This is a genomic window from Streptomyces drozdowiczii, assembly GCF_026167665.1.
Classification (GTDB): Bacteria; Actinomycetota; Actinomycetes; order Streptomycetales; family Streptomycetaceae; genus Streptomyces; species Streptomyces drozdowiczii_A.
The window spans coordinates 3,764,650-3,782,154 of sequence record NZ_CP098740.1 but is presented as its reverse complement, the minus strand read 5'-3'; the positions used below and the strand labels follow the sequence as shown (position 1 = coordinate 3,782,154).

General features: G+C 71.2%; 14 protein-coding genes and 2 pseudogenes. 4 read left to right on the top strand and 12 right to left on the bottom strand.

The window, feature by feature from the left end; genetic code table 11:
- Positions 1-20: 20 nt before the first annotated feature.
- The 3 genes from NEH16_RS17220 to NEH16_RS17210 form a co-directional block, all read right to left on the bottom strand.
- Entirely contained in the window at positions 21-677 is a 657-nt protein-coding gene (locus NEH16_RS17220; RefSeq protein WP_073966424.1) for a small secreted protein, read from the bottom strand.
- A 269-nt stretch (positions 678-946) separates the two neighbouring features.
- Positions 947-1,405, bottom strand: a complete 459-nt coding sequence (locus NEH16_RS17215) for an ATP-binding protein (protein ID WP_073966842.1) — start codon at positions 1,403-1,405, stop codon at positions 947-949.
- Between the two features lie 304 nt (positions 1,406-1,709).
- On the bottom strand, positions 1,710-2,063 hold the full coding sequence (locus tag NEH16_RS17210; RefSeq protein ID WP_003967428.1) for an STAS domain-containing protein: 354 nt from the start codon (positions 2,061-2,063) through the stop codon (positions 1,710-1,712).
- A 78-nt stretch (positions 2,064-2,141) separates the two neighbouring features.
- Here NEH16_RS17210 and NEH16_RS17205 point away from each other — a divergent pair.
- Positions 2,142-4,639: pseudogene (locus NEH16_RS17205) on the top strand (DEAD/DEAH box helicase).
- A 197-nt stretch (positions 4,640-4,836) separates the two neighbouring features.
- Here NEH16_RS17205 and NEH16_RS17200 read toward each other — a convergent pair.
- The 7 genes and pseudogenes from NEH16_RS17200 to ssd all read right to left on the bottom strand — a co-directional run.
- Positions 4,837-5,079 (bottom strand): annotated as a pseudogene (locus tag NEH16_RS17200) (Rv3654c family TadE-like protein); the annotation flags it as partial.
- A gap of 80 nt (positions 5,080-5,159) precedes the next feature.
- Positions 5,160-5,537 (bottom strand): TadE family type IV pilus minor pilin, encoded by a 378-nt coding sequence (locus NEH16_RS17195; protein ID WP_343299532.1) that lies wholly within the window; start codon positions 5,535-5,537, stop codon positions 5,160-5,162.
- Between the two features lie 113 nt (positions 5,538-5,650).
- Positions 5,651-5,854 carry a DUF4244 domain-containing protein gene (locus tag NEH16_RS17190; RefSeq protein ID WP_073864057.1) on the bottom strand — a complete coding sequence of 68 codons (204 nt, stop codon included), beginning with the start codon at positions 5,852-5,854 and terminating at the stop codon, positions 5,651-5,653.
- 70 nt (positions 5,855-5,924) lie between these two features.
- Positions 5,925-6,764, bottom strand: a complete 840-nt coding sequence (locus NEH16_RS17185; RefSeq protein ID WP_265543406.1) for a type II secretion system F family protein — start codon at positions 6,762-6,764, stop codon at positions 5,925-5,927.
- Positions 6,761-7,645 (bottom strand): type II secretion system F family protein, encoded by an 885-nt coding sequence (locus NEH16_RS17180; protein WP_265543404.1) that lies wholly within the window; start codon positions 7,643-7,645, stop codon positions 6,761-6,763. Before NEH16_RS17180 ends, NEH16_RS17185 begins: the two co-directional genes overlap by 4 nt.
- Positions 7,642-8,790 (bottom strand): TadA family conjugal transfer-associated ATPase, encoded by a 1,149-nt coding sequence (locus NEH16_RS17175; RefSeq protein ID WP_265543402.1) that lies wholly within the window; start codon positions 8,788-8,790, stop codon positions 7,642-7,644. Before NEH16_RS17175 ends, NEH16_RS17180 begins: the two co-directional genes overlap by 4 nt.
- Positions 8,787-9,848 carry a septum site-determining protein Ssd gene (ssd, locus tag NEH16_RS17170; protein ID WP_265547229.1) on the bottom strand — a complete coding sequence of 354 codons (1,062 nt, stop codon included), beginning with the start codon at positions 9,846-9,848 and terminating at the stop codon, positions 8,787-8,789. Before ssd ends, NEH16_RS17175 begins: the two co-directional genes overlap by 4 nt.
- Before the next feature lie 559 nt (positions 9,849-10,407).
- On the opposite strand from ssd, the gene NEH16_RS17165 reads away from it, so the two are divergent.
- Positions 10,408-11,247, top strand: coding sequence for an HAD family hydrolase (locus tag NEH16_RS17165; protein WP_265543400.1), 840 nt, complete (start codon positions 10,408-10,410; stop codon positions 11,245-11,247).
- 400 nt (positions 11,248-11,647) lie between these two features.
- On the opposite strand, the gene NEH16_RS17160 is transcribed toward NEH16_RS17165, so the two are convergent.
- A complete protein-coding gene (locus NEH16_RS17160) occupies positions 11,648-12,472 on the bottom strand; it encodes an oxidoreductase (RefSeq protein ID WP_265543398.1) in 825 nt (274 codons plus the stop codon).
- 102 nt (positions 12,473-12,574) lie between these two features.
- Between NEH16_RS17160 and NEH16_RS17155 the strand changes: the two genes are divergently transcribed.
- On the top strand, positions 12,575-13,570 hold the full coding sequence (locus NEH16_RS17155) for an ATP-binding protein (RefSeq protein ID WP_265543397.1): 996 nt from the start codon (positions 12,575-12,577) through the stop codon (positions 13,568-13,570).
- A 65-nt stretch (positions 13,571-13,635) separates the two neighbouring features.
- On the opposite strand, the gene NEH16_RS17150 is transcribed toward NEH16_RS17155, so the two are convergent.
- On the bottom strand, positions 13,636-14,964 hold the full coding sequence (locus NEH16_RS17150) for a hypothetical protein (protein WP_265543395.1): 1,329 nt from the start codon (positions 14,962-14,964) through the stop codon (positions 13,636-13,638).
- A 282-nt stretch (positions 14,965-15,246) separates the two neighbouring features.
- Between NEH16_RS17150 and NEH16_RS17145 the strand changes: the two genes are divergently transcribed.
- The gene (locus NEH16_RS17145; protein ID WP_265547227.1) at positions 15,247-17,505 is read left to right on the top strand and encodes a SulP family inorganic anion transporter; all 2,259 of its coding nucleotides are present in this window, start codon (positions 15,247-15,249) and stop codon (positions 17,503-17,505) included.

The window sequence follows — 17,505 nt, the reverse complement described above, 5'->3', positions numbered from 1 at the left end:
CCGTGACGCCGACCGCCCGGTTACGCCTTCTTGTCGGCGGACGCGGAGGGAGACGCTTCCTTCGACGGCTCGGTCGAAGGCTTGGCGGAGGGCTCGGAGTCGTCCGACGAGCCGCCCGAGGGAGACGCCGAGGCGGTCGGCTTCTGGCACCCCTCCTGCTTGGCCATCGCGGTGCCGACATCGCCGGACTGCAACTTCTGCAGCGCCTGGTCACCGTTGGTGCTGATCTTGTTCAGCTCCTCCGCGACGCCCTTGAGGCCGTCGGCGAACTTGCCCTGGTCCTTCGTCTCCAGATCGTCGACCTTCTTCTGGAGCTTCGCGTAGGCCGCGGAGGAGGCGTTCAGTTCCTTCACGGCCTCCTTCTGCGTGGTCTCTCCGTCGTCCACCGGCGGCGGACCCGCCGAATCGACGGCCGATCCCAGTGCCTTGTACGCCTGCGAGATCTGCTGGAAGGCTTCGGAGTCGGTCTTCTGGACGTCCGCGGGCTTGCTGTTGTCGGAGGTCTGCTGCTGGATGGACGCGTTGGCGTTCGCGATCTTCTGCAGCTGCGGCTGAACCTGGTCGCAGACCTTCTTCGCCCAGTCGTTCACCTTGTCGTCGCTGTCGTCGCTGCAGCCCGACAGTGCCAGTACGAGTACCGCACCGCCGGACAGCGCGGCTGCAAGCTTCTTGTTCACCGGTTTGGTCCCTTCCAAGGCTCTCGGCCCCGGAACTTACACGCCGAACGCCCTCCATCCGGGTGCCAGGCGCCCGGTAAGGGGGCTTTTGCAGCCATTTGCACCAAGGGAAATGAGGGATACGCAACTCACCCGGACAGCCCTCACCAAGGGGGAACACGCGAGCGATTCCTCACTCGGGCGAGAAGGGGCCGACCAGATGTGGCGTCAGAAGGCCACGCCGGAAGGGGAACTGATCACGCATCGCTCACGACGCGCATCGGCACCGCTCAGGGAAGGACGGCGACCGGCGTCTTCGGCCAGCTCATCCGGATGACTCCGCCATCCGCACCGGACCTGACCTCCACGTCGTCCACGAGGCCACTGATGACCGCGAGGCCCATCTCGTCCTCGTCGTCCGCTTCGGGCTCGGGTTCATCGAGCCCTCCGCCGCGTCGCCCGGAGACACCACCGGGAACGGAGCCGTCGGCGCCGGGGCCCGGCACCTCGTCCCCCACCTCGATGGCGAAGGTCTTCTCCTCCTCGATCAGGCGGACCGTGACAGGAGCGGTGATGCCGTGGCTGCGGTGCAGGCCGACGGCGCGGCTGCACGCCTCGCCCACGGCGAGGCGGACCTCGTCGAGCACGGCCTCGTCGACTCCGGCCCTGCGCGCCACGGCCGCCGCCACGAGACGGGCGGTCCTGACGTGTTCGGGCTGGGCGCTGAAGCGGAGTTCAACGGTGGCCATGCGATCCCCCTCGAACGTACGTATGTGCATGCCGGGGACAGGCCGCGCGGCCCGAAGCCCCGGTTCCCTCTGCGGGCCCTGGCTCCCGGCGCCAAGCGGTCTCTCCCGGACGGATCGGGCGGCTGACGAATACGGCTGACAAATAAATCGGCCCCGGGCCGCCGACCGGGTGATCCCGGCAGCCCGGGCGCACCCCGCCGACCGCGGCGGGACGAACACCGCCGCCCCGGCGGACTCCCGGGGGAGCCGCCGCAGGCCGGCCACCGCCGGACCGGCACGAACCGGCCCGGCGCCGGACCGGAGGTCAGTCGGTGGCCGCGACGGCCTCGTCGACCGTGGTGTGAATCGGGAACACCTTGGTCAGACCGGTGATCCGGAAAATCTTGAGAATGCGCTCCTGGTTGCACACCAGGCGCAGCGAGCCCTCATGGGCACGCACCCGCTTCAGGCCGCCCACGAGCACGCCGAGGCCGGTGGAGTCGAGGAAGTCGACGCCTTCCATGTCGACAACCAGGTGGTAGCTGCCGTCATTCACCAACTCGACCAACTGCTCGCGCAGCTTGGGCGCGGTATACACATCAATCTCGCCACCGACCTCGACGACCGTACGGTCGCCACCAGGGCCGGACACATTGCGAGTCGACAAGGACAGGTCCACGGATCCTCCAGCACCTTGCTATCGAGCGGTCGCCCCTCGGTCTCCCCGACGGAGCCGGGGGACGGATCGCCAGCCGCGATGGCATTCAATCACTTACCGGCAGCCATGCACGACGCCTTCGGACCATTGTCCGCCTCGCCAGTGACACACTCGGTGCCGATGGCCAAGAATCAACGCCCCAGTCGACCCCCGGGGAGTGGGGGCTCCCGCCCCTCTCCCGACATGGTCCTCGACCGGCTCGCCGCAGGGGCGGGCCGGTCCGCGCGCATCACTCATACGGAGCACTTGCCCCCTCGTACGGGAACCCATGCAGTCTGGCCCGACCGCATCCGTCCGGAAGTGATCGCCGCCATCCAGAAGGCAGGCATCGACCACCCCTGGGCCCATCAGACGGCCGCCGCGGAGCACGCACTGGACGGCACGTCCGTCGTGATCGCCACCGGAACGGCGTCCGGCAAGTCCCTGGCCTACCTCGCCCCGGTCCTCAGCGCCCTCCTGGACGGCTCCGAGGCCCCGAACGGGCGCGGCGCCACCGCTCTCTACCTCTCCCCACGAAGGCGCTGGCCGCCGACCAGCGACGCTCGGTCAAGACGCTGGCCGCCCCGCTGGGCAACGGCATCCGGCCCGCCGTCTTCGACGGCGACACGCCGGTCGAGGAACGCGAGTGGGTGCGCCAGTACGCCAACTACGTCCTCACCAACCCCGACATGCTGCACCGGGGCATCCTCCCGTCACACCCCCGCTGGTCCTCCTTCCTGCGCTCCCTGCGCTACGTCGTCATCGACGAGTGCCACACCTACCGGGGCGTCTTCGGCTCCCACGTCGCCCAGGTGATGCGCCGGCTCCGCCGCCTCTGCGCCCGTTACGGCTCCGATCCCGTCTTCCTCCTCGCGTCCGCCACCTCCGCCGAGCCCGCCCTCGCGGCCGGCCGCCTCACCGGCCTCCCCGTCACGGAGGTGGCCGACGACGCCTCCCCGCGCGGCGAACTGGTCTTCGCCCTGTGGGAACCCCCGCTGACCGAGCTGCACGGCGAGAAGGGTGCCCCCGTACGCCGTACCGCCACGGCCGAGACCGCCGACCTGCTCACCGACCTCACCGTCCAGGGCGTCCGCTCGGTCGCCTTCGTACGGTCCCGGCGCGGCGCCGAGCTGATCTCCGTCATCGCCAAGGAACGCCTCGCCGAGGTCGACCGCACCCTGCCCTCCCGGGTCGCCGCCTACCGCGGGGGGTACCTCCCCGAGGAACGCCGCGCCCTGGAACGCGCCCTGCACTCCGGCAACCTCCTGGGCCTCGCCGCCACCACCGCCCTGGAACTGGGCATCGACGTCTCCGGGCTGGACGCCGTCGTCATATCCGGCTACCCGGGAACGAGGGCGTCCCTCTGGCAGCAGGCGGGCCGGGCCGGACGGGCGGGTCAGGGCGCCCTCGCCATCCTGGTGGCCCGCGACGATCCGCTGGACACCTTCCTCGTCCACCACCCCGAGGCCCTGTTCGAGCAGCCCGTGGAGTCGACCGTCCTGGACCCGGACAACCCGTACGTCCTCGCCCCCCACCTCTGCGCCGCCGCCGCGGAGCTTCCGCTCACCGAGAACGACCTCCAGCTCTTCGGCCCGACCGCGCCCGGGCTCCTCCCCCAGCTCGAGACCGCCAGACTGCTCCGCAAACGGCCCTCGGGCTGGCACTGGACCCGGCGCGAGCGGGCCGCCGACCTCACCGACATCCGGGGCGAGGGCGGCCGCCCCGTCCAGATCGTCGAGGAGGGCACCGGCCGGCTGCTGGGCACCGTGGACGAGTCCGCCGCCCACAGCGCCGTGCACGAGGGCGCCGTCCACCTCCACCAGGGCCGCTCCTACCTGGTCCGCAAACTGGACCTGGAGGACTCCGTGGCCCTGGTCGAACAGGCCGACCCGCCGTACTCGACCACCGCCCGCGACACCACCTCCATCGCCGTCCTGGACACCGACACCGAGATCCCCTGGGGGGACGGCCGCCTCTGCTACGGGTCCGTCGAGGTCACCAACCAGGTCGTCTCCTTCCTCCGCCGCAGGCTGATCACCGGCGAGGTGCTCGGCGAGACCAAGCTGGACCTGCCGCCCCGCACCCTGCGCACCCGCGCCGTCTGGTGGACGGTGACCGAGGACCAGCTCGACGCGGCCCGGATCAACCCGGAGATCCTCGGCGGCGCGCTCCACGCCGCCGAGCACGCCTCGATCGGCATGCTGCCCCTCTTCGCCACCTGCGACCGCTGGGACATCGGCGGGGTGTCCGTCCCGCTGCACCCCGACACCCTGCTGCCCACGGTCTTCGTGTACGACGGCCACCCGGGCGGCGCCGGATTCGCCGAGCGCGCCTTCCACACCGCCCGCGAGTGGCTGTCGGCCACGCGCCTGGCCATCGCGTCCTGCGAGTGCGACGCGGGCTGTCCGTCCTGCATCCAGTCCCCCAAGTGCGGCAACGGCAACGACCCCTTGCACAAACGAGGCGCCGTCCGCCTCCTCACGGAACTCCTGCGCTCCGCGCCGGACGGGGCGGGCGAGACCGACGGCCCGGGCGGAGCGCCGAGCGGGCTGGGCTGAGCGCCGAGCGGGCTGGGCAAGGACGACGACGCGGGCGCTACGGCGGGGGCCCGGGCCGCCCGGCCGATCCGGTCCGGGCCGCCCCGCTGATCCCGGCCCGCCCGGACCGGCGGACCGCCCGACGGAGCCTCCCCCGCCGGCCCCGCCCGGGACCTGACCTCCGGCGCGTACGGCCCGAACCGCACCCGGGCCGTCACATCGGCGACCTCTCCCAGCACCGCGCACCGCACCACCTCCGCCCCCTGCGCCCTGGCCACCTCCTCGGCCGACGCGCAGGCCGGCTCCACGCCTTCGAGCGCCCGGTCCGCCGCCGCCAGCGCCGCCAGATCGGCCGCGCCCCCGGCCCGGTGCCGGGCGGCCACCGCCTGCCCGAGCGCCAGGACCACCGCGAACACGGTGCACAGTGTCGCCGTGGTCACCGCCGCCCAAACGGTCGCCATCCCCTGATCCCCCACCGACATCCGACACCGCCCTCGCCACCGCGCCGAGGCCCCACCCCACCGGCAACGGCCCCGTCCCGTCACCGACCGCCCCCTTCCGCCGCCGGATTCGGCGCCCCCGCGGCAGCCGCCGCGTCAGGCACCGGCGCATCCTCAGCCGCGGCCGCTGCCTCCGCTCTCAGCCTCACGGAGAGGCGCCCGGGCCCGGGCGTCGGAGCGGTCACCGTCACCCGCCACAGCTGTCCGGCCCGCTCCACCTCGACCGAAGCCCCGCCGGGCGCGGCGGAGAGAGCGGCTTCCCGCACCTGGGGAGCGGGCTCCGAACGGGCCGCGGCACGGGCCCCGGCCCGGGCCGCGTCCACGCAACGAATCTGGGCCGACGCAGCCATCAACGCCCACAGCAGGGCCAGAGCGAACAGCGTCAGCACCGGGATCACCATGGCGGCTTCCGCCGTCACCGCTCCCCGATCGCCGAAGCTCCTGTCGTCCGCCACGGCGCCCCCGCGCCGCCCGTTCTCCCCCGCCCGAACCGACCTGCGGACCCGCCGCCCCGGCGGCCCCCGCGCCCGCCTCAGAACTTCGCATCGAGCGCGCCCTTCAGCAGCGACTGCAGCTGAGACATCACCGCGGCACTGGTGACGACCTTGTAGAGCACCGCGGCAAACGCACAGGCCGCGATCGTGCCCACCGCGTACTCCGACGTCGTCATTCCGCTGTCGGCCCGAGACCGTGCGAGACGGACCACGGATCGCGTCCAGTTCTTGATCTTGCGCATCACTTCAAACCCCCGACACATCGATTACGTACGACACGACTGAACTGCTCTTACGTCTTCGCCTTCCGGACTACGCCGGCTGGAGCAGGCCCCCGGCCAGCCCGATCACCACGGGCGCCACCCCGACCGACAGGAACGCGGGGAGGAAGCAGAGCCCCACAGGCGCGGTGACCATCACGCCGGCCCGCTGCGCCCGCGCCACGGCCGCCCTCGCCCGCTCGGTCCGCAGTGCCTCGGCGATCCGGGCCACCGGCTCCGCCGCCGGCGCACCGGACGAGCCCGCCCGGTCCAGGCAGCCGGCCAAGGCGGCGGCACCCGGTATCTCGCCGAACCTCCCCCACGCGACGGCCGGGTCTCCGCCGAGCCGGATCTCCGCAGCCGTCCGGGCGAGCTGATCGCCCACCGGACCGCCCAGGGACTCGCCCACCGCCTCGGCCGCCTCCACCGGACCGGCACCGGCGGAGAGGCAGGCCGCCAGCAGGTCCGCCGCCATGGGCAGCTGGCGGGCGGCCTCCGCCATTCGGGCTTTGGTCTCCGCGGCGAGTCGCGAGGCGTATCCGAGCCTCGTCCGCTGCCACCGCCGCGCGGCGCAGGCCGTGGCCAGGCCAACCACCCATCCCGCCAGGCCGCCCACGAGGAACCACCCGGTCAGCACGACCGCCGACAGCACCACCCACTGTCTGAGCGGGCCGAGGGAGACCGTATGGCCCACCCGAGGCCGGGAGGACCGCAACGGCCCCATCCGGACACCGGAAACCGCCGGCCCCACCGCCAGAAGGCGCTCGCCCCGACGCCGCACCCGCCGACCGGCCTGCCGCCGCGCCAAAGGGAGAACCACTCGCGCGTACAGACACACCGCCACCGCAATGGCTTCCGCCGCCTGGGCATTCCCTCCGGCCGACGCGCTCATCCGGCTTCTCCCGCCCGGACGATCCTGGAAGCCCAGAAGAGCCCGCACACCTCCAGCAGGCCGCCGGTCACCAGACAGACCAGACCGGTGGTGCTGTGCAGCAACACCCTCAACGGGTCGGCGCCCAGCGCGGCGCCGAGCACCAGGGCGATAACAGGGAGCACGGCGAGCACCACGACGGTCGACCATGCCCCCGCGAGTTGCGCCCGCAGCTCGTCCCGCTGCCGGCGTTCGGCACGCAACGCACTCTCCAGTCGGCCCAGGCCCGTCGCGAGCCCGGCCCCGCTGCCCACCGACACCCGCCAGCAGGCTGCCACCCCGGCCAGTCCCTCCAGCCCCGGTTCACCCGCCGCCTGGACGAGCGCTCGCGGCACGTCGCCCCCGAACCGTGCGGCGGCCGACACCCGGAATCCGGCATCGCCCATCACGTCCGTACCGCGCACCGCGACGAGCAGCGCCTCCCCCGGCTCGCGACCGGCCCTGAGCTCGCCGACCAGCGCACCGCACAGGTCCCCCACCCCGTTCGCCCGGGCCTCCTGTTCCTTGCGGGCCCTCCTTCTCAGCAACCATCTCCGCGCCAGGGGGACGGCAGCGGCCCCCGCGATCAACGGCAGTACGGACTGCCCGAGCACCGCCGGCACCGAAGCCACCGGGAGACACAGCCACTCCCACCTCCCTCTCAGCCGCTTCTCGATCCGGCTGCGGACCCCGCACCACCTCTCCACGGCCGACGACCGCTCGCCCCCGTCGGTCAGTAGCACGCGCGCCCTGCGCAGCGGCCGACTACGTCCCATCACCACCAGCCAGGCCGCCATCGCCGCACACAGCGCCGCGGCGTGCACCACGTCCGGGATCCCGATGTGCGCCGTCCCGCCGGTCACAGCGCACCCCCGATGAGCTGGTGCAGCCGCTCCCAGCCGCGCTCCCGCTCAAAGCCCGCGGCGCCCCACCGCAGCGCCGGGACGGTCAGCACCAGCCCGGCCGCGTCCCGCTCCAGTACATGGATGTCCGCGATCCGCCTGCGTCCCGTCCGGTCCCGTACGAGGTGGACCACGACCGACAGAGCTGCCGCGAGTTGGCTGTGCAGCGCCAGCCGGTCGAGCCCCGCCGCGGTACCGAGCGCCTCCAACCGTGCCGGGACGTGCCCGGCGGCATTGGCATGAACAGTTCCTGAGCCTCCTTCATGTCCCGTATTGAGGGCGGCCAGGAGCTCGGTCACCTCGCTGCCTCGTACCTCACCGACCACCAGCCGGTCGGGACGCATACGCAGGGCTTGCCGCACCAGATCCCGAAGGGTGACCCGTCCGGCACCCTCCTGATTCGCGGGCCGCGACTCCAGCCGTACGACATGCGGGTGGTCCGGTCGCAGCTCTGCGGAGTCCTCGGCGAGCACGATCCGCTCGCGTTTCCCGACCGCCCCCAGCAGGCTCGAAAGCAGAGTCGTCTTCCCCGCCCCCGTCCCGCCGCTGATCAGGTAGGAGACCTTCGCCTCCACCAGGGCCCTCAGCACCCGGTCGCCTCCGGGCGGCACCGTCCCGGCCTCGACCAGCTCCGCCAGTGAGAAGGCCCGCGGCCTGACCACCCGCAACGAAAGGCACGTAGACCCGACCGATACCGGCGGAAGCACCGCGTGCATACGGGTGCCGTCCGGCAGTCTCGCGTCCGCCCAGGGCCTGGCGTCGTCCAGCCGGCGTCCCGCCACGGCCGCGAGCCGCTGGGCCAGCCTGCGGACCGCGGCGGCGTCCGCGAAGGTCACCGCGGTGAGTTCGAGCCCACCGCCCCGGTCCACCCAGACCCGGTCGGGCGCCGACACCAGAACGTCCGTGACCTCGGGGTCGGCCAGGAGGGGCTCCAGCACCCCGGTGCCGATCAGCTCCCCTCGCAGTTCGTCCGCACGGCCGAGCACTTCGGCCGTACCGAGCAGACGCCCCTGCGCCCGCAGAGCGGCGGCGACCCCGGCCGGGGTCGGAGCAGTGCCGCTGGAGGCGAGCCGCTGCCTCACCGCGTCGAGCAGCGCCTCGGTCATGGAGTGCCCCCGGCGACGGGGCCGCTGACGCGCTCCCCGATGAGCGCCTGTCCCCAGAAGGCGGCGCAGAACCTGGCCAGCGGGCCACGCGCGTTGCCGCCGGGCGGCTCGCCCGCGTCCTGCTCGGCCGACAGACCTCTTTCCAGCGGGAGTTCGCCGGCCAGCGGCAGGCGCATGGCCCGGGCCACCCAGTGCGCGTCGAGCCCCGGCGCGTACGGACCCCGCGCCATCACCCGCAGATCGTCAAGCACCATGCCGGCCATCGATGCCACCCGCTTCGCCGCCGCGACCGCGCGCAGTTCCCCGGGTACGACCACAAGCCCCAGGTCCAGCTGGGCAAGGGCCTCGGCCACCGCTTCGTCCACCCGGCGCGGCAGATCGACCACCACCACCCCGCCGAGTCTGCGCGCGGCGGCCAGCACCGCCCGCATGGCGGGTGGCGGGATCACCACCCAGTCGTCTCGGCCCCAGCTGAGCACCCGCAGCCCGTGCAGGGCGGGCAGCGACTCCTCCAGCGCGCCCCCACCGACCCGCCCCTTCGAGTGGGCGAAATCCGGCCACCGCATGCCCTCCGCCCGCTCGCCGCCGAGCAGCACGTCGATGCCGCCGCCCAGCGGGTCCCCGTCGATGAGCATGGTCCGCTGCCCCGCTCGGGCCGCGGTCACCGCGAGGGCGCAGGCCAGCGTGGACGCGCCCGCGCCGCCCCGGCCCCCGATCACCCCGACCGTGACCGCGGGCCGGCCGACGCCTTCCGAAGCGTTGGCGATCTGGTCGACGAGCCAGGTCTCGGATTCGGGCAGCCGGATCACGCACTCGGCGCCGATTTCGACGGCTCGGCGCCACACGTCCGGCACGTCCCGGCCCCGTCCCACGACCATGACGCCCCGCCTGCGCGCCGCGCCGCGGCACCGTGCGGCCGCGTCGTCGCCGACGAGGACCATGGGCGCCTGCTCCCACCCCTCTCGGTGGTCCGGCAGCGTGTGGTGCACCTCCGGTTCCGCGCCGGCAGCGGCACACAGCCTCAGCAGGTCGTCGAGCAGATCCACGTCCTCGGTCACGATCAGCGGCCCACCCCGCCGCGCGGTGACGGCCGCCCATCGGTCCTGCGCACTGGATTCAGCCACGCTCTCCCCCTCCATCACTCACCTTCGCCGCGGTTGCGGCGATCTCGGAGCCCGTCCGAGAACGGTGATTCCGGTACCCGTGGAGTTCACGGGTGGAATCACGGTGCAGCGCTTCCGGAAATCATGTGGATCTTGCTCAAAAACCGTGGACAACTCAGTGGTTGTGAATAACTCCGTAGCCCATATCGGTGACTTCTCGGTGCGACTCTTTCGCTACCCAGCGTCACGGTGCACGCTGAAGTGAGCCGGGCGCAGACACGGCCCGACAGGGAGCAGAAGGAGGAGAAATGGTCGATTCGGCGCGACAAACCGCGTCCGGACATGCGACGACCCCCGCCGGGGGGAGAGCGGGGGTCGTCCCCACGGCCGACTCGGGGGGGAGGAGCCGGACCGGGTTAGCACGGTCGCGAACGATCCGTGACTTCCATGGTGTACCCGAGGCCCTTCTCAGGCAAACCCACGCGCCAGGGTTTACGCCGAATGGCGGGCCCCTATGCTCTGCCGTGTGGAAAACCGCTTCTTGCCGCGCACAGCCGCCTTCTTCGACCTGGACAAGACGGTCATTGCGAAGTCCTCGACACTGACCTTCAGCAAGTCCTTCTACCACGGCGGGCTGATCAACCGCCGCGCGGTGCTGCGTACCGCGTACACACAGTTCGTGTTCCTTGCCGGGGGTGCGGATCACGACCAGATGGAGCGGATGCGCGAATATCTTTCGGCGCTCTGCAAGGGCTGGAACGTACAGCAGGTCAAGGAGCTCGTGGCCGAGACGCTGCACGAACTGATCGATCCGATCATCTATGACGAGGCGGCGACCCTCATCGAGGAGCACCACACCGCCGGCCGCGATGTCGTGATCGTCTCGACCTCGGGCGCCGAGGTGGTCGAGCCGATCGGTGAACTGCTGGGCGCCGACCGCGTCGTCGCCACCCGCATGGTCGTCGGTGACGACGGCTGCTACACGGGCGAGGTGGAGTACTACGCGTACGGCCCCACGAAGGCCGAAGCCATCAAGGCGCTCGCGGAATCCGAGGGATACGACCTGGCCCGCTGCTACGCGTACAGCGACTCGGCCACCGACGTACCGATGCTGGAATCCGTCGGCCATCCCCACGCGGTCAATCCGGACCGCGCGCTGCGACGGGAGGCCGCGCTCCGGGAGTGGCCGATTCTCGTCTTCGATCGGCCCGTCCGCCTCAAGCAGCGCCTCTCGGCGTTCTCCCTGCCGCCGCGACCGGCGCTCATGGCCGCGGCAGCCGTGAGTGCCGCCGCACTTACGGCGGGAGCCGTCTGGTACGCCGCCCGCCGTCGAGCCGGCGCGGCTCCCGCCTGACCCGCCGATTGAACCAACTCGTCCGTAATTGAACCCAAAAGTAAAGAAGTGCGGCCACCACTACCGCTCCACCGGCCCCTGGAGTACAAAGGACTCAACGGCCCGCGAGACCAAGGACATCCGCGAGGATGACCTGAATTACGCAGCAAGGCCCCACGGACCGCGCATGAAAACCCGGCACCCACGCGACGTCGACCCGTCGATTACGGGCCAGCCACACCAGGAGCGGGCAAAGACTCCGACCTGATGGGCACATATCGAGGACGCTTGGTAACCGGGTGGACGTGCCAGCGGCGGTACCGAGACCGGTACCGCCGCAACCATGTCCAGCTCCGTGCGAGACGCGAGGCGCCTCGCATGACAGCGACCACCGGCACGGGTGGCGAGCGGCGGTCCCGCCTTATGCGGCGCCTCGCTGCAGGGCTTCGCACACCGCTGTCGATTCCCTGACGCCGAGTTCCGCCGCCCGTCCGCAATGAGTGATCCAGGCTGCCATGCCGTCCGGCGTGCCGGACAGATAGCCGTCGAAGGCGGCGACGTAGGCCGCCCGCCCCTGCTCGGCGTGCCCGACCTCGGCCGGGCAGATCGACTTCGGATCGAGCCCGCTCCCGATCAGCACGATCCGCTCCGCGGTCCGAGCCACCAGGCCGTTGTGCGAACCGAAGGGGCGCAGGGCCAGCAGCTCTCCGTGCACGACGGCGGCGGTCACCAGAGCGGGAGCCTCACTCCCCGAAAGAATGATCCTGCTGAGACCGTCCAGTCGACCCGCGACCTCGTCCGCGTCCGGCAGCGGGGCTTCGATCAGAGGCTCGTCCACCGGTTCGCCCGCGAGACGGGGCCGCCCGACCGCGTCCTCCGGTGCGGCACTGCCGGCCGCCACCAGGTGAAGCCGAGCCAGCACCCGCAACGGTGACTGCCGCCAGATGGACAGAAGCTGCCCCGCCTCCGCCGTCAGCCGTAGCGCGGCTCCGACGACACGCGCCTCGCCATCGCCGCTGAAGTCGGTGCGACGGCGCACCTCTTCGAGGTTCCAGTCGGCACCGGACAGGGCTGCCGATCCACGCGCGCCCCGCAGAGCGGCCTCCGCCGTGACCTCGTTGCTGCGGCGCCGCATCACACGGTGGCCGTAGACGCGGTCCACCGCCTTGCGTACGGAGTCCACCGCGTCGTTCACGCCCGGCAGGGCGCCGAGAGCGACGAGCGGGTCCGAGGAAGTCGTACTCATAAGTAGCGAGGCTACGCGCCTCCCGCCCACCCATCGGCCGGGAGTGGCCTTCTTCACGAAACCAGACAACGCATAGCGAGCAATCGACTACCCTAGGTGAACATGAAGATCGCTTTCGTAGGGAAGGGCGGCAGCGGAAAGACCACGCTGTCCTCGCTCTTCATCCGCCACCTCGCAGCCAATGAAGCCCACGTCGTCGCGGTGGACGCCGACATCAACCAGCACCTCGGAGCCGCGCTCGGCCTTGATGAGGACGAATCCGCAGCGCTGCCCGCCATGGGCGCCGAACTCCCCCTGATCAAGGAGTACCTGCGCGGCAGCAATCCGCGCATCGCCTCGGCCGAGACGATGATCAAGACGACGCCGCCGGGCGAGGGCTCGCGCCTTCTGCGCGTGCGCGAGGACAACCCGATCTTCGATGCCTGTGCCCGTACGGTCCGGCTCGACGATGGGGACATCCGGCTGATGGCGACGGGCCCGTTCACCGAGTCGGACCTGGGCGTGGCGTGCTACCACTCGAAGGTCGGCGCGGTCGAGCTCTGCCTCAACCACCTGGTGGATGGCCCGGACGAATACGTCGTGGTCGATATGACCGCCGGTTCGGACTCCTTCGCCTCGGGGATGTTCACCCGCTTCGACATGACGTTCCTCGTCGCCGAACCGACCCGCAAGGGCGTCTCCGTCTACCGCCAGTACAAGGAGTACGCGCGGGACTTCGGCGTGGGTCTGAAGGTCGTCGGGAACAAGGTGCAGGGCGAGGACGACCTGGACTTCCTGCGCTCCGAGGTGGGCGACGACCTGCTGGTGACCGTCGGCCATTCCGACTGGGTGCGAGCCATGGAGAAGGGTCGCCCCGCACGCTTCGAACTGCTCGAGGCGGACAACCGGATGGCCCTGCAAGCCCTGCAGAACGCTGCGGAGGACTCGTACGAGCGACGGGACTGGGCCCGTTACACGCGCCAGATGGTGCACTTCCACCTGAGGAACGCGGAGAGCTGGGGGAACGAGAAGACCGGCGCCGACCTCGCCGCGCAGGTCGACCCCGGCTTCGTGCTGGACGAGCGCTTCCTCCACGCCGAAGCCACCCAGCCCGCGTGAGCGACTGAGGTCCCGGATGGGCCGACCACGGCGCCGGGCACACCTCCTGCCCGGCGCCACTGGATCTAACGACCGGCCGGATTGCCCGCAGCCGCGGCCGGCGCCTTCGAGGCCGACTGCTCCCGGTCCACGCCCGACTTGAGGAACGCGGGCCAGCCGGCCTTGGGAGCCTGGCCGACCTTCAGCGTCCGGAGCGTCGCCAGGGTTGCCGGATCCTGGGCGTCGAGCCAGTCCGCCAGTTGCCTGAACGAGACGCAGCGCACGTCCTTCTTGGTGCAGACCGCCGCGATGGTCTGCTCGATGGCGCGCATGTACGTTCCACCGTTCCAGGACTCGAAGTGGTTGCCGATGATCAGTGGCGCGCGGTTGCCGTCGTATGCGCGATCGAACGCCTGGAGCAGGCCGTCACGCATCTGGTTTCCCCAGTACTCGTGCTTGTCGGGGTCGCCCTGCGTCGTTCCTGACTGGTTGAACATGAAGTTGTAGTCCATCGACAGCGTCTCGAAGGCGCGCCCCGGAACCGGCACCAGTTGCATGGAGAGGTCCCAGACACCGTTCTTCTTCTGGGGCCACACCTGATCGTTGACCCCGCTGGAGTCGTAGCGGAACCCCATGGTGCGTGCCGCCGCCACCATGTTCTCCCGGCCCTCCAAGCAGGGGGTTCGGCCGCCGACGAGCTCCTTGTCGTAATCGAAGGGCAGCGCCTTCTCGCCCCTGAGGACCGGGTCGTTCGTCTTCCAGCCCTTCACGAATGACTTGGCCTGGCTGATCTCGCTCTTCCACTCCTCGACGGACCAGGTGCCGACGCCGCCATCCTTACCGCAGAAGTGCCCGTTGAAGTGGGTGCCGATCTCGTTGCCGTCCTGCCAGGCCCCACGGAGCTGGGTCAGGGTGTCGCGGATGCCCTTGGTGTCGTTGAAACCGATGTCCGAGGCACCGGCGTTGTGCTTGGGCGGGTCGTACTGCGTCCGATTCCCCTCCGGCAGCAGATAGACGCCGCTGAGGAAGTACGTCATCGCGGCGTTGTACTTCTTGCCCACCTCGCGAAAGTGCGAAAAGAGCCGCTGGCTGTCCTCGCCCGCCCCGTCCCACGAGAACACCACGAACTGCGGAGGTTTCTGGCCGGCCGTCAGACGATCCACCACCGGCTGCTTGGGCTGAACCCCGGTGAACGCGGTGGAACCATCGCCAATGGCCCGGAACACGCGCTTGGGCGCAGCCTCAGCGCCCTTCTTCTTCTCTCCCGCAGCGCCGTTCACAGCCCCGAGACCGGAGCCCTCCGCTCCGGAGTCGGCTCCCGAGCACCCGGCCGCCCCCATGACCAGTACGACGGCCACGACGCCCAGGCCGATCCTTTTCGTGGGGCCCATCGTCTTCTTCGCGGCGGCCATCATCCGCCCACCTCTTTCTCGCAGGTAGCTTGCGCCGGGTGCCGACACGGAGCGGCCAAGTTCGCACGCAGTGCCCAAGAGCCAGCACGACAGGCCGAATGAAAAGCTGACTATTCACCGGAATGGGTGGCTGGATGGCCCATTTGCCCCCAATCCTGGACACGGCTCTTTACTCTCCATTACTCTCTGTTTACCGAGAGTTGAGATATCCCGCCGCTGCATGCCGTGACCCACGGCCGCGCCATCGAGTTCCACGACCGCGCCGCTCAGGAGGAGACGGGAAATATGTCTGCCTGCGTGCCCACTCGCCACGAACACTCGTCCCGCAGTTCGCGCCCCTCCCGGTCCTCGGGAGTCAAGCGACCACACAGCCCGCCCCCGCCGCCGCGCGGCGGACGGTTCCGCATCTCGGGCGCCGACGTGTCCGCGTCCATCACTGTCTTTCTGCTCGCCATCCCCATGTCGCTCGGTCTGGCTGTCGCCATGGGAGCCCCCCTGGAGGCGGGGCTCATCTCCGCCGCGGTCGGCGGCATCGTCGCCGGACTCCTCGGCGGCACCCCCCTGCAGGTCTCCGGTCCGTCCGCCGGACTGACCGTGGTCACCGCCGAGACGATCCAGATCTACGGCTGGCGCACCACCTGCGCCATCACGATCGGGGCGGGCCTGCTCCAGCTCGCGCTCGGCTCATTGCGCGCGGCCCGCAGCGCACTCGCCGTCAGCCCCGCCATCGTCCACGGCACGCTCGCCGGCATCGGCGTGGCCATCGCGCTCGCTCAACTGCACATCGTGCTGGGCGGCTCACCGCAGAGCTCGGCGATCTCCAACGTGCTGCATCTCCCCGACCAGCTGGCACATGTCAGTCTCGCCGCTCCATTGATCGGCGCGCTCACCGTAGCCGTCCTCGTCCTGTGGCCACTGCTGCCCGGACGGACCGGGCGGTTCCTGCGCCGCGCCCCGGCGGCCCTGGCCGCCGTGGGTCTGGCAACGGCCGTGGCCGCGTGGGCGGCACCGTCGATCGCCCGGGTCGATCTGCCCTCCTGGCGTTCGCACGCCCTGCCCGAAATGCCGGACGGACCGGTGCTCGGCCTGGCTACAGCCGTGTTCACGATGATGCTGGTGGCCAGCCTGGAGTCCCTGCTCGCCGCCGTCGCCGTGGACAAGCTCGCTGCTGACCGGAGCCGTGCCCACTCGACGGATTCCCCTGCGCGGACCGGGGAGGCGCCGGACGACGGGACTCGCGCGGCGGACGAGTCCGGCGACAACGACGACCATCCGGACGCCACCAAGCGGCCCGCGCCGCCCCTCCTCAAACGCTCCGACCTCGATCGGGAGCTACGCGCACAAGGCGTCGCCAACGCGGTATCGGGCCTGCTGGGGGGACTCGCGGTCTCCGGTGGAGCCGTGCGCAGTTCGGCGAATGTCAGGGCCGGAGCGACGGGCCGCGCGTCCACCGTGCTGCACGGCGTATGGATCCTGGTCGCATCCGCCCTGCTCGTCGGCGTCCTGGAGCGCATCCCGCTGGCCGCCCTCGGAGCACTGGTGATGATGGTCGGCCTCAAGATGGTCAGCCTGGCGCACATCCGCAACGTCCATAAGCACCGGGAGTTCCTGGTGTACGGCGCCACCATCGCCGGGGTGCTGGTCGTCGGCGTGCTCAAGGGCGTGGTCATCGGCATCGCCGTCGCGGTGGCCGTCGCGCTGCACCGCCTGGGCCGGACCCGGATCTCGGTGTCCGAACAGAACGGGCAACACCTCGTCGTCGTACGGGGCCAGTTGACCTTCCTGGCCGTTCCCCGCATCAGCCGGGTGCTGGGGCGACTCCCCCAGGATGCCGATGTGGTCGTGGAGCTGGACGGCTCGTTCATGGACCACGCCGCGTACGAGACGATCCAGGACTGGAGCAACGCCCACGCTGCCCATGGCGGCCAGGTGGCGTTCGCCGGGAGGTCCGGCGGCAGGATCGCCGAGCCCGCCGTGGCAGCGCACTCCTGCTGCCGGCCATGGACCCCCTGGCGCAACCATCACTGTCACGACCGTCCCGAGCATGCCCCTCCGACGGAGGCCGGCGCCGACGCGGATGCCACCGCGACCGAGGCACCGCAGCGCGCGGCGAGTACCCCGGAGGCGGGCCACCCGCCGAGCCCCGCCCTGACCGCCGGAGCCGCCGAAGCCGCCGGTGCCGCCCCCACCGCCACAGCCCTCCCCACCGGGATCACGGCCGCCACCAGCCCGGCCCCGGGGACTCCAGCCCCCGCCCCGCCCCACACCGGCACCAGCTCCATGACCACCTCCGAGCCCGCCCCGCCCCCGCGCCCGGCGCGCCCGGTACCCCCGCCGCCTCCGCCTCCGCCTCCGCTGCCACCCAGCAGCCCGCATCCACCGGCCGACCCTCGCGCCCAGTCCGCGATCACCGGCTGGTCAGGGGCCTCAGCTCGTTCCAGCGGGATACGGCGCCCCTCGTCCGTGGGGAGCTGGCACGACTCGCCAGGGAGGGCCAAAGCCCCTCGCAGCTCTTCATCACCTGCGCGGACTCCCGCCTGGTGA

Coding starts and splice junctions, on each gene's coding strand:
- NEH16_RS17215 (WP_073966842.1), bottom strand. CDS start 1,405: ATGGCCACCGTTGAACTCCGCTTCAGCGCCCAGCCCGAACACGTCAGG.
- NEH16_RS17190 (WP_073864057.1), bottom strand. CDS start 5,854: ATGCGCAAGATCAAGAACTGGACGCGATCCGTGGTCCGTCTCGCACGG.
- NEH16_RS17185 (WP_265543406.1), bottom strand. CDS start 6,764: ATGAGCGCGTCGGCCGGAGGGAATGCCCAGGCGGCGGAAGCCATTGCG.
- NEH16_RS17175 (WP_265543402.1), bottom strand. CDS start 8,790: ATGACCGAGGCGCTGCTCGACGCGGTGAGGCAGCGGCTCGCCTCCAGC.
- NEH16_RS17165 (WP_265543400.1), top strand. CDS start 10,408: ATGCTCTGCCGTGTGGAAAACCGCTTCTTGCCGCGCACAGCCGCCTTC.
- NEH16_RS17160 (WP_265543398.1), bottom strand. CDS start 12,472: ATGAGTACGACTTCCTCGGACCCGCTCGTCGCTCTCGGCGCCCTGCCG.
- NEH16_RS17155 (WP_265543397.1), top strand. CDS start 12,575: ATGAAGATCGCTTTCGTAGGGAAGGGCGGCAGCGGAAAGACCACGCTG.
- NEH16_RS17150 (WP_265543395.1), bottom strand. CDS start 14,964: ATGATGGCCGCCGCGAAGAAGACGATGGGCCCCACGAAAAGGATCGGC.
- NEH16_RS17145 (WP_265547227.1), top strand. CDS start 15,247: ATGTCTGCCTGCGTGCCCACTCGCCACGAACACTCGTCCCGCAGTTCG.